Origin of the sequence: Micromonospora sp. MH33, assembly GCF_003013775.1 — a bacterium.
GTDB lineage: Bacteria > Actinomycetota > Actinomycetes > Mycobacteriales > Micromonosporaceae > Micromonospora > Micromonospora fulviviridis.
Window position 1 is genome coordinate 1 of the sequence record NZ_MUYZ01000226.1, and the last position, 11716, is coordinate 11716.

The following is an 11716-nucleotide window of genomic DNA, read 5'->3' on the forward strand; positions in this document are numbered from 1 at the left end:
CGGTGGTCCGGGCGGAGGTCGCCCCGGCGCTGGCCGCCGGCGTCGACCCGACCGCACCCGGCGCCGACCCGGTGGTCGCCGCGGCCACGAGCCGGTACGCGCGGCTCTGCGGCCGTCCCGACGACGCCGACCTGCGCCGGCGGCTGCTGGACCGGCTGGAGGCCGCCAACGACCCGCGGCGGGAGCGGTACCTGTGCCTGCTCTCCGTGGTCAACGGCTGGCCGCAGGTGGAGAGCCTGACGCCCGTGCTCGACTGGTCGATCCGTGCGCTGCGGGCCCGGGCCACCGGCTAGCGCCCCTACCCTGGGGGCATGCGATTCGACCAGCACACGGTGGTGCTCCTGGTCCGCCCGGACGACGCGCCCGACCTGCCCCAGGACGCCCTCGACCGGCTCCAGGACGCGCACCTGGCGCACCAGGCCGGGCTGGTGGAGCAGGGCGCCGTCCTCGCGGCCGGCCCGTTCCTCGGCGGCGACGACGAGCGGATCCGCGGCTTCGCCGTGCTCTCGGTCGACCCGCAGATGGCCCGCGAGCTCTACGCCAACGATCCCGCCGTACGCGCCGGGCGGCTGGTCGCGCAGGTGCTGAGCTGGATGGTGCCGGAGGGCAACGTCCGCTTCGAGCAGGTGCCGGTGCCCCGCTCGATGCTGGAGGCCGCCACCGGCGACTGACCGCCCGCCACCGGCCGCCTCACCCCGCGCCCATCACCAGCCCCTCGATGGTGTGCTTCTGGCGGATCGGCACGAGGGCGTCGACCACGGGGCAGCGGAGGTGGGCCCGGACGAGGTCGGGCAGGCCCGCCCAGTAGCCGCGGGTGACCGCCATGTCGTGGTGGGCGGCGTTGCCCGCGCCCGGGGCGTCGACGCCGAGCACCAGCACGGGCCGGGCCAGGTCGCTGAGGTTCGGGGTGCCCCGGTGGATGGTGAGCGCGGAACGCGCCGAGATGTCGCCGCGCCGCGGGTACTTGCGCACCGCGCGGGCCTCGTAGCGGGGGTACCGGTCCTTGGACGGGAACATCTCGTGGTCGAAGTCGCGGCCGTCGTCCCACTGGGTGCCCGGGGCGATCTCGAACGGCCCCATCTCCTCCACCGTGTCGACGGTGGTCAGGTTGAACGCCAGCGAGGTGAGCCGGCGCCGCAGGCGGGTCTCCTCGGGCATCGGGAAGTCCCGGTGCCACGGCTGGGTCACCGCGCCGGGGAAGGGGATGTCGAAGCCCAGCTCGACGATCTCGTAGTCGGGGCCGAGCACCGCCCGGCACACCGACACCACCCACGGGTGGGTGACCAGGTCGACGAAGCCGCGCAGCTGCTCGGGGTGGATCTCGACGTACCACCGCTCGGGTCCGCGCCCCACCGCACCGTCGGGCCGGGCGCGGGCCTCAGTCCTCGGCGGCCTGGCGGCTGCCCGGCACCACCGGCATGGGCCACACCCCGGTGCGCGGCGGCCCGGCCGGGACCTCCACCTGGTGGTCCGACCAGACGTACGTCTCCGGCAGCAGGTCGGCCACCGGGACCGCGCGCAGCGCCTCCGGCGGGCCGACGATCACCCGGATCGACGGGAAGTAATCGAGGAGCACCTGCCGGCACCGGCCGCAGGGCGGGATGACGCCCCGCCCCCGGTCCCCCACCGCCACGATGGTCTCCAGCTCGCCGGCGCCCTGGGTGGCGGCAGCGCCGATCGCCACCACCTCGGCGCACGGGCCGCCCGTGAAGTGGTAGACGTTCACGCCGGTGAAGACCCGGCCGTCGGTGGTCCGCGCGGCCGCGGCGACCGTGTGGTTGTCGCTGCGGCAGCGCAGCTTGACGACGGCCATCGCGGCCTGCACCAGCGCCCGGTCGGTGTCGCGCATGATCATCCGTCCCGTCGTCGACCTCGCCTCGGCGGAAACTCTAGCCCGGCCACCCGCCCCTACCGGGGAGGGCGCGCGGGGGGTGGCCGCGGCCACCCCGGCCGGCGGCGGCCGCCCGGTAACCCGGGGGCGCTGCGCCGCGCGGCTGCCTATCCTTGGCGACGACATGCAGAATCCAGCCGCACCCGCCGTACCCGAGACCGTCCGCGACCTGCACCGCCGCCTCTCCGCCCTGATGTTCCGCGACCAGCGCCGGCTCCAGCGCCGGCTGGACGGGGTACGGAAGCTGCGCGATCCGCAGCGACGGGAGTCGGCGCTGGCCGAGATCGCGGCCGACCTGGCCCGGGCCGAGGCGCGGCTGGCCGCCCGGCGGGCCGCCGTGCCGGCGGTCACCTATCCGGCGCAGCTGCCGGTCAGCGAGCGCAAGGACGACATCGCCGCCGCCATCCGCGACCACCAGGTGGTGATCGTGGCCGGCGAGACCGGGTCCGGCAAGACCACCCAGCTGCCCAAGATCTGCCTGGAGCTGGGCCGCGGCGTCACCGGGCTGATCGGCCACACCCAGCCCCGGCGGCTCGCCGCGCGCACGGTGGCGGACCGGATCGCCGAGGAGCTGGGCACCGAGCTGGGCGACGTGGTCGGCTACAAGGTGCGCTTCACCGACCAGGTCGGCGACAACAGCCTGGTCAAGCTGATGACCGACGGCATCCTGCTGGCCGAGTTGCAGACCGACCGGATGCTGCGCCAGTACGACACGCTGATCATCGACGAGGCGCACGAGCGCAGCCTCAACATCGACTTCATCCTCGGCTACCTGCGGCAGCTGCTGCCCCGCCGCCCCGACCTCAAGGTGGTCATCACCTCGGCGACCATCGAGACCGACCGGTTCGCGAAGCACTTCGCCGACGCCGAGGGCAACCCCGCGCCCGTCGTCGAGGTGTCCGGGCGGACCTACCCCGTGGAGGTGCGCTACCGGCCGCTGGTCGAGGTCAGCGAGGCCGAGGAGGAGGACGAGGCCGACGAGGAGAACGTCCGGGACCAGATCCAGGCGATCGGCGACGCGGTCGAGGAACTGGCCGCCGAGGGGCCCGGCGACATCCTGGTCTTCCTCAGCGGCGAGCGGGAGATCCGGGACACCGCCGACGCGCTCGGCAAGCTCGTGCAGAAGCGGCGCAGCCTGCTCGGCACCGAGATCCTTCCGCTCTACGCCCGGCTCTCCACGGCCGAGCAGCACCGGGTCTTCGCCCCGCACGCCGGGCGCCGGGTGGTGCTCGCCACCAACGTCGCGGAGACCTCGCTGACCGTCCCCGGCATCAAGTACGTGGTGGACCCGGGCACGGCCCGGATCTCCCGCTACTCCAGCCGGCTCAAGGTGCAGCGGCTGCCCATCGAGCCGGTGTCGCAGGCGAGTGCCAACCAGCGCAAGGGGCGCTGCGGGCGCACCTCGGACGGCATCTGCATCCGCCTCTACGACGAGCAGGACTTCGCCTCCCGGCACGAGTTCACCGACCCGGAGATCCTGCGCACCAACCTGGCCTCGGTCATCCTCCAGATGACCTCGATCGGGCTGGGCGACATCGGCGCCTTCCCGTTCATCGACCCGCCGGACCGGCGCAACGTCACCGACGGCGTGAACCTGCTGCACGAACTGGGCGCGCTGGACCCGGCCGAGACCGACCCGGCGAAGCGGCTCACCCCGCTCGGCCGGCGGCTGGCCCAGCTCCCGGTCGACCCGCGGCTGGCCCGGATGGTCCTGGAGGGCGAGCGCAACGGCTGCGCCACCGAGGTGGTGGTGATCGCCGCCGCGCTCTCCATCCAGGACCCGCGCGAGCGGCCCGCCGACAAGCAGGCCCAGGCGGACCAGGCGCACGCCCGGTTCGCCGACAAGGAGTCGGACTTTGTCGCGTACCTGAACCTGTGGCGCTACCTGCGCGAGCAGCAGCGGGAGCTGTCCTCCAGCGCGTTCCGGCGGATGTGCAAGGCCGAGTACCTGAACTACCTGCGGGTACGCGAGTGGCAGGACATCGTCAGCCAGCTCCGCCAGGTGCTGCGTACCGGGGAGAAGGGTGAGGGCCGGCGCGGCGGCGGCGCGGACCTGCCGGAGGAGATCGACACCCCGAAGGTGCACCAGTCCCTGCTGCCCGGCCTGCTCTCCCACCTCGGGCTGAAGGACGCGCAGAAACACGAGTACCTGGGCGCGCGCGGGGCGAAGTTCGCGATCTTCCCGGGCTCGGCGCTGTTCCGGAAGCCGCCGCGCTGGGTGATGGCCGCCGAGTTGGTGGAGACCTCCCGGCTCTGGGGCCGGGTGGCCGGCCGGGTCGAGCCGGAGTGGGTCGAGCCGCTCGCCCAGCACCTGGTCAAGCGCAGCTACAGCGAGCCGCACTGGGAGAAGAAGCAGGCCGCCGTGATGGCCTACGAGAAGGTCACCCTGTACGGCATCCCGATCGTCACCTCCCGCAAGGTCAATTTCGGCCGGATCGACCCGGCGTTGAGCCGCGAGCTGTTCATCCGGCACGCCCTGGTGGAGGGCGACTGGCAGACCCACCACCAGTTCTGGCGGGACAACCAGCGGCTGCTGACCGAGGTGGAGGAGCTGGAGAACCGGGCCCGGCGGCGGGACATCCTGGTCGACGACGAGGCGATCTTCCACTTCTACGACCAGCGGATCCCCGCCGACGTGGTCTCCGGCCGGCACTTCGACACCTGGTGGAAGAAGACCCGCCGGGAGCAGCCGGAGCTGCTGACCTTCACCCGCGAGCTGCTGATCAACTCCGGGCGCGGCGGCGTGGACGAGACCGACTACCCGAACGAGTGGCGGGCCGACGGGGTCGCCCTGCCGCTCACCTACACCTTCGACCCGGGCACGCCGACCGACGGCGTCACCGTGGACATCCCGCTGCCGCTGCTCAACCAGGTGCCCGCGGAGAGCTTCGACTGGCAGGTGCCGGGCCTGCGCGAGGAACTGGTGATCGCGCTGATCCGGTCGCTGCCGAAGCCGATCCGGCGCAACTTCGTGCCGGTGCCCGACTACGCCCGCGCGGCGCTCGCGCAGATGCCGGCCGGCGAGGAGCCGCTGCTCGACGCGCTCGCCCGGCAGTTGCGCCGGATGACCGGGGTGACCGTGCCGCCGGACGCCTGGGAGGTGGGCAAGCTGCCGCCGCACCTGCGGGTCACCTTCCGGGTGCTCGGCGAGGACGACAAGCCGGTCGCCGAGGGCAAGGACCTGCCGGCCCTGCAACGCGAGCTGCGCCAGGAGGTGCGCCAGGTCGTCGCCGCCGCCGCGCCGGACGTGGCCCGGACCGGGCTGACCGGGTGGGACATCGGCTCCCTGCCGCGCACCATCGAGCAGGTCCGGGCGGGGTACGCGGTGACCGCGTACCCGGCCCTGGTCGACGAGGGCACGACCGTCGGGGTGAAGGTGTTCGACTCCCCCGCCGAGCAGGAGGCCGCACACTGGGCCGGCACCCGGCGGCTGCTCCGGCTGACCGTGCCCTCCCCGGCGAAGTTCCTCCAGGGGCGGCTGAGCAACGAGGCCAAGCTGGCGCTGTCCCGCAACCCGCACGGCGGGGTGCCGGCGCTGATCGAGGACGCCGCGGGCGCGGCCATCGACAAGCTGATGGCGGACGCGGGCGGCCCGGCCTGGGACGCCGAGGGCTTCGCGGCGCTGTGCGACCGGGTCCGTGCCGACCTGGTCGACACCGTGGTCGAGGTGATGGGCCGGGTCCGGCAGGTGCTGGCCGCCGCGTACGCGGTGGAGCAGCGGCTCGGCGCCACCCGGAACCTGGCCGTGGTGGCCGCCCTGGCCGACATCCGCAACCAGCTCGGCGGCCTGGTGCACAAGGGCTTCATCACCGAGGCCGGGTACGCCCGCCTGCCCGACCTGCTGCGCTACCTGACCGCGATCGAGCGGCGGCTGGACCGGCTGCCCGGCAACCCGCAGCGGGACAAGCAGCAGCAGGACCGGATCGCCGTGGTGCAGAAGGAGTACCAGGACCTGCTCGCCGCGCTGCCGCCCGCGAAACGGCAGTCCACGGCGGCCCGGCAGATCCGCTGGATGATCGAGGAGCTGCGGGTGAACGTCTTCGCCCAGGCGCTCGGCACCCCGTACCCCGTGTCGGAGCAACGCATCTACCGCGCCATGGACGAGGCCGAGGGCCGCTAGAGGGGTTCCACCCCGGCGGGAAGCTGGTCGGCGGCGGTGGCGTCGTGGACGTACTCCAGCAGGATGCGGCGCAGCTCGCGGCCGGCGTGGGTGGGCACCACGTCGCGGCGGCGGGCCACCGCGATGGTCCGGCGGACGCCAGGTGGCACGAGCCGGGTGACCCGGATGCCCGCCCGGCGGGCCACCACGATGCCGGGGACCAGGGCGACGCCGAGCCCGGCCTCGACGAAGCTGAGCACCGCGTCCATCTCTCCGCCGTCCACCGAGAGGGTCGGTTCGAAGCCGGCCGCCCGGCACGCCTGGAGGGTCGCGTCGCGCAGGTCGTAGCCCTCGCGGAACATCACCAGGGGCAGGTCGCGCAGGTCGGTGATGCGCACCTCGCCCCGCTCGCTGGCGGCCGGCAGCGGGTCCACCGAGGCGACCACCAGGCTCTCCCGCAGGATCGGGTCGGCGCGCAGCCCCGGGTCGGTGCCGGTCGAGGGCTCGATGATCAGCGCCAGGTCGAGGTCGCCGCGGAGCAGGTCCCGGACGAGGTCCTGCGAGCCGCCCTCCTCGACGCGCAGGTCGACGGTGGGGTGGGCGTCGCGGAACCGGCGCAGCACCGGGGGCGCCAGCGAGGTGGCCAGGCTGGGCGTGGCGCCGAGCCGGACCCGGCCCCGGCGCAGCCCGACCAGCTCCTGCACCTCCCGGGTGGCGGTCTCCACGTCGGCGAGGATCCGCTTGGCCAGCGGCAGCAGCACCTCCCCGGCCGTGGTGAGGGCGATGTTGCCCCTTACCCGTTCGAAGAGCGGGGCCCCCAGGTCGGTCTCCAGGGCGTGAATTTGCTTACTCAGGGACGGCTGGGTGATGCCCACCAGATCGGCAGCTTGGGTGAAATGTCGTACTTCTGCGACCGCGACGAAGTACCGGAGCTGATGGAGCTGCATCTGTATAGCTTATGGCTATCAAGACTGCGAGGTCGATGCATTGGACGACTGATCAAACTGCTCCTAGCGTCGGTCACGTGGTAATCACGAAAACTCGGTCGCCCATCCGCTCGAACGTCGGCCTCAAGGCCGTCATGGCGGTGACGGGCATCATCCTCGTGCTGTTCCTGATCGCGCACATGCTCGGCAACCTGAAGATCTTCACGGGCGAGACCTCGTTCGACCACTACGCGCACTGGCTGCGCGAGATCGGGACGCCGCTGCTGCCGTCGACCTGGTACCTGTGGATCCAGCGCACGGTGCTCACCGTGGCCGTGCTCGCGCACATCGTCTCGGCCACCGTGCTCGCGACGCGCGCCCGGGCCGCCCGCCCGGTGCCGTACGCCCACCGCCGGAAGATCCACGTCAACTACGCGGCCCGCACGATGCGCTGGGGTGGTGTGATCATCCTGCTCTTCGTGATCTACCACATCCTGGACCTGACCACGGGTCACCTGAACCCGCAGGGCGACCCGGCCAACCCGTACGGCAACGTGGTCCAGGACTTCGCGGCAGACCGCTGGTACGTCACGCTCTTCTACACCCTGGCGATCGTCACGCTCGGCTTCCACCTGCGGCACGGCGCCTTCAGCGCGTTCCGCAGCCTCGGCCAGCAGACCCCCAAGGGCGAGCGCCGGGCGCGCGCCGCGGCCCTGGTCTTCGCCGTCGCGCTCTGCGCCGGCTACCTGGTGGTCCCGTTCGCCGTACTCACCGGATTGGTGGCCTGACATGGATCTCTACACCAACGGCGACCCGATCGCCGACACCAAGGCTCCCGACGGCCCCATCGAGACCCGCTGGGAGCGCCACCGGTTCGAGATGAAGCTGGTCAACCCGGCCAACCGACGGAAGCTGACCGTGATCGTGGTGGGCACCGGCCTGGCCGGCGGCTCGGCCGCGGCGACCCTGGCCGAGCAGGGCTACCACGTGAAGTCCTACTGCTACCAGGACAGCCCGCGCCGGGCCCACTCGATCGCCGCGCAGGGCGGCATCAACGCCGCCAAGAACTACCGCAACGACGGCGACTCGGTGCACCGGCTCTTCTACGACACCGTCAAGGGCGGCGACTTCCGCTCCCGGGAGTCGAACGTGCACCGGCTGGCCGAGGTCTCGGTCAACATCATCGACCAGTGCGTCGCCCAGGGCGTCCCGTTCGCCCGCGAGTACGGCGGCCTGCTCGACACCCGCTCGTTCGGCGGCGCGCAGGTGCAGCGCACCTTCTACGCCCGCGGCCAGACGGGCCAGCAGCTGCTGCTCGGCGCGTACCAGGCGCTGGAGCGGCAGATCGGCCTGGGCAACGTGGAGATGAACGCCCGGCACGAGATGCTCGAGCTGGTGGTCGTCGACGGCCGGGCCCGCGGCATCGTGGTCCGCGACCTGGTGACCGGCGAGATCAGCACCGAGATGGCCGACGCGGTCGTGCTCGCCTCCGGCGGCTACGGCAACGTCTTCTACCTCTCCACCAACGCCAAGGGCTGCAACGTCACCGCCTCCTGGCGGGCGCACCGCAAGGGCGCGTACTTCGCGAACCCCTGCTACACGCAGATCCACCCGACCTGCATCCCGGTCTCCGGCGACCACCAGTCGAAGCTGACCCTGATGAGCGAGTCGCTGCGCAACGACGGCCGGGTGTGGGTGCCCAAGGCCAAGGGCGACGACCGCAGCCCGCGGGACATCCCCGAGGACGAGCGGGACTACTACCTGGAGCGGATCTACCCCTCCTTCGGCAACCTGGTCCCCCGGGACATCGCCTCCCGCGCCGCCAAGAACGTCTGCGACGAGGGGCGTGGCGTCGGCCCGGGCGGGCTCGGCGTCTACCTCGACTTCGCCGACGCGATCAGCCGGCTCGGCCGCAAGGCCATCGAGGCGAAGTACGGCAACCTCTTCGAGATGTACGAGCGGATCACCGGCGAGGACCCGTACGAGGTCCCGATGCGGATCTACCCCGCCGTGCACTACACGATGGGCGGCCTCTGGGTCGACTACGACCTCCAGTCGACCATCCCGGGCCTGTTCGTGATCGGCGAGGCGAACTTCTCCGACCACGGCGCGAACCGGCTCGGCGCCTCGGCGCTGATGCAGGGCCTGGCCGACGGCTACTTCGTGCTGCCGAACACCCTCGCCAACTACCTGGCCTCGGGCCCGCTGGAGAAGGTCGACGCCAGCCACCCCGAGGCGGTGGCGGCGCGGACCGAGGTCGAGGAGCGGCTCCAGCGGCTGCTGGCCATCAACGGCGACCGGACCGTGGACTCGTTCCACCGGGAGCTGGGCCAGATCATGTGGGAGCACTGCGGCATGGAGCGCTCCGAGGCCGGGCTGCGCAAGGCCATCGACGAGATCCGCACGCTGCGCGACGAGTTCTGGCAGCGGGTCCGCGTGCCGGGCGACGGCGAGGGGCTCAACCAGTCGCTGGAGAAGGCCGGCCGGGTGGCCGACTTCTTCGAGCTGGCCGAGCTGATGTGCATCGACGCCCTGCACCGCGAGGAGTCCTGCGGCGGCCACTTCCGGGCCGAGCACCAGACCCCCGACGGTGAGGCGCAGCGCGACGACGACCGGTTCTCCTACGTGGCGGCCTGGGAGTACACCGGCACCGGCCTTCCCGTGCTGCACAAGGAAGACCTGACCTTCGAATACGTTCACCCCACGCAGCGGAGCTACAAGTGAACCTGACCCTGCGCATCTGGCGCCAGAAGGGCCCCGAGGACAAGGGTCAGATGGTGACCTACCAGGTGCAGGACGTGTCCCCGGACATGTCCTTCCTGGAGATGCTCGACGTGCTCAACGAGCGGCTGATCCTCGACGGCGACGAGCCGGTCGCGTTCGACCACGACTGCCGCGAGGGCATCTGCGGCATGTGCAGTCTCATGATCAACGGTGAGGCGCACGGTCCGCAGCGCGGCACCACCGCGTGCCAGCTGCACATGCGGCAGTTCTCCGACGGCGACACGATCGACATCGAGCCGTGGCGGGCCCGGGCCTTCCCGGTGGTCAAGGACCTGGTGGTCGACCGGAACGCCTTCGACAAGATCATCTCCGCCGGTGGGTACATCACCGCGCCGACCGGCAGCGCCCCGGAGGCGCACTCCACGCCGGTGGCCAAGGCGGACGCGGACGCCGCCTTCTCCTCGGCCGCCTGCATCGGCTGCGGCGCCTGCGTGGCGGCCTGCCCGAACGGCTCCGGCATGCTGTTCACCGCCGCCAAGATCACCCAGCTCTCGCTGCTGCCGCAGGGCCAGCCGGAGCGGTACACCCGGGTGATCGGCATGGTCGACGCGCACGACGAGGCCGGCTTCGGTGGCTGCACCAACATCGGCGAGTGCGCGGCGGCCTGCCCGAAGGGCATCCCGCTGAACACCATCGGCCGGCTCAACCGGGACTACCTGAAGGCGACGTCCAAGCGCGCCGGCACCCCGGGCTCCTGAGCCCCCGGCCGTCGAGCCACCCCGACCGCCGCGCCCCGCACCCGGGGCGCGGCGGTCGCCCTTTTCCGGGGGTACGTGGGGCGCCCCGCGGCCGGGTTCAAGCCCTCCCCCGCGGGTAGCAGTCCGATGGACGGCACCGTAGAGGGGACATTCCGGCATGAAGGCACTGACCTGGCACGGCAAGCGGGACGTCCGCGTCGAGGACGTACCGGACCCCCGGGTCGAGGAGCCGACCGATGCGATCATCCGGGTCACCTCGACCGCGATCTGCGGATCCGACCTGCACCTGTACGAGGTGCTCGGGCCGTACCTGGAGGCCGGTGACGTCCTCGGCCACGAGCCGATGGGCGTCGTCGAGGAGGTCGGGCCCGGGGTGACCCGGCTCAGGCCCGGCGACCGGGTGGTCGTCCCCTTCACCATCTCCTGCGGCTCGTGCTGGATGTGCGACCGCCAGCTCTACGCCCAGTGCGAGACCACCCAGGTGACCAGCCAGGGCAAGGGCGCCGCGCTGTTCGGCTACACCTCGCTCTACGGCTCCGTCCCGGGCGGGCAGGCCGAGTACCTGCGGGTGCCCCAGGCCCAGTTCGGCCCGATCAAGGTCCCGGAGACCGGCCCCGACGAGCGCTGGCTCTACCTCTCCGACATCCTGCCCACCGCCTGGCAGGCGGTGAAGTACGCGGACACCCCGCCCGGCGGCACCCTGGCCGTGTTCGGCCTCGGCCCGGTCGGGCAGTTCAGCGCCCGGATCGGGCGGCACCTCGGCGCCGGCCGGGTGATCGGGCTCGACCTGGTGCCGGAGCGGCTGGAGATGGCCCGCCGGCACGGCGTCGAGGTGCTCGACGTCAGCGAACTGGACGACGTGCCCGGCGCGCTGATCGACCTGGTCGACGGGCGCGGCCCGGACGCGGTGATCGACGCGGTCGGCATGGAGGCGCACGGCGCGCCGCTGGGCAAGGTCGCCCAGGCCGCCGTCGGGCTGCTCCCCGACAAGCTGGCGCAGACCATGACCGACAAGGCCGGCGTGGACCGGCTCGCGGTGCTGCACGCCGCGCTCAAGGCGGTCCGGCGCGGCGGCACCGTGTCGGTCCCCGGCGTGTACGGCGGCGAGCAGGACCCGATGCCGCTCGTGGAGATGTTCGACCGGGGCGTCCAGCTGCGCATGGGGCAGTGCCACCAGCGGGATCGGCCGGGCGGCGGCCCGGGAGTTCGCCGGCCGGGGGGACCGCCTGGTCCTCGCGCCCCGCTCCCCGGCCACCCTGGCCGTCACCGCGGCGGCCGGCTCGGCGCTGCTGCGCCGGCTGCGCTGAGCCGTGCGTGC

9 protein-coding genes and 1 pseudogene are annotated in these 11716 nt (G+C 72.6%); 7 read left to right on the plus strand and 3 right to left on the minus strand.

Annotated elements, in window-relative coordinates:
• Positions 1-293: pseudogene (locus B0E53_RS26530) on the plus strand (MerR family transcriptional regulator); the annotation flags it as partial.
• Positions 294-311: 18 nt separating this feature from the next.
• Complete coding sequence (locus tag B0E53_RS26535; RefSeq protein WP_107078527.1) at positions 312-671, plus strand: YciI family protein; 360 nt, start codon at positions 312-314, stop codon at positions 669-671.
• 19 nt (positions 672-690) lie between these two features.
• Here the strand turns inward: B0E53_RS26535 and B0E53_RS26540 are convergent, their stop codons facing one another.
• Together B0E53_RS26540 and B0E53_RS26545 are read right to left on the minus strand one after the other, a co-directional pair.
• The gene (locus B0E53_RS26540; RefSeq protein WP_107078528.1) at positions 691-1353 is read right to left on the minus strand and encodes a phytanoyl-CoA dioxygenase family protein; all 663 of its coding nucleotides are present in this window, start codon (positions 1351-1353) and stop codon (positions 691-693) included.
• 25 nt (positions 1354-1378) lie between these two features.
• The gene (locus B0E53_RS26545; RefSeq protein ID WP_246835602.1) at positions 1379-1849 is read right to left on the minus strand and encodes a cytidine deaminase; all 471 of its coding nucleotides are present in this window, start codon (positions 1847-1849) and stop codon (positions 1379-1381) included.
• 166 nt (positions 1850-2015) lie between these two features.
• Between B0E53_RS26545 and hrpA the strand changes: the two genes are divergently transcribed.
• A complete protein-coding gene (gene hrpA, locus B0E53_RS26550; RefSeq protein ID WP_107078530.1) occupies positions 2016-6011 on the plus strand; it encodes an ATP-dependent RNA helicase HrpA in 3996 nt (1331 codons plus the stop codon).
• Here hrpA and B0E53_RS26555 read toward each other — a convergent pair.
• Entirely contained in the window at positions 6008-6943 is a 936-nt protein-coding gene (locus B0E53_RS26555) for a LysR family transcriptional regulator (RefSeq protein ID WP_210406216.1), read from the minus strand. The two genes, hrpA and B0E53_RS26555, sit on opposite strands and share 4 nt — an antisense overlap.
• Positions 6944-6972: 29 nt before the next feature.
• Here B0E53_RS26555 and B0E53_RS26560 point away from each other — a divergent pair, with 29 nt between their 5' ends.
• From B0E53_RS26560 to B0E53_RS26575, 4 genes are all read left to right on the plus strand, one after another.
• A complete protein-coding gene (locus B0E53_RS26560; protein WP_210406215.1) occupies positions 6973-7704 on the plus strand; it encodes a succinate dehydrogenase cytochrome b subunit in 732 nt (243 codons plus the stop codon).
• 1 nt (position 7705) lies between these two features.
• Positions 7706-9640, plus strand: coding sequence for a fumarate reductase/succinate dehydrogenase flavoprotein subunit (locus B0E53_RS26565; protein WP_107078532.1), 1935 nt, complete (start codon positions 7706-7708; stop codon positions 9638-9640).
• Positions 9637-10398, plus strand: a complete 762-nt coding sequence (locus B0E53_RS26570; RefSeq protein WP_091310398.1) for a succinate dehydrogenase/fumarate reductase iron-sulfur subunit — start codon at positions 9637-9639, stop codon at positions 10396-10398. Before B0E53_RS26565 ends, B0E53_RS26570 begins: the two co-directional genes overlap by 4 nt.
• 157 nt (positions 10399-10555) lie before the next feature.
• Positions 10556-11716: alcohol dehydrogenase catalytic domain-containing protein (locus tag B0E53_RS26575; RefSeq protein ID WP_246835603.1), on the plus strand; the 1161-nt coding region annotated here is incomplete at its 3' end.

Bases quoted from the DNA above. Each gene is read 5' to 3' on its own strand.
- B0E53_RS26535 (WP_107078527.1), top strand. From the start codon at position 312: ATGCGATTCGACCAGCACACGGTGGTGCTCCTGGTCCGCCCGGACGAC.
- B0E53_RS26545 (WP_246835602.1), bottom strand. From the start codon at position 1,849: ATGCGCGACACCGACCGGGCGCTGGTGCAGGCCGCGATGGCCGTCGTC.
- hrpA (WP_107078530.1), top strand. From the start codon at position 2,016: ATGCAGAATCCAGCCGCACCCGCCGTACCCGAGACCGTCCGCGACCTG.
- B0E53_RS26560 (WP_210406215.1), top strand. From the start codon at position 6,973: ATGCATTGGACGACTGATCAAACTGCTCCTAGCGTCGGTCACGTGGTA.
- B0E53_RS26565 (WP_107078532.1), top strand. From the start codon at position 7,706: ATGGATCTCTACACCAACGGCGACCCGATCGCCGACACCAAGGCTCCC.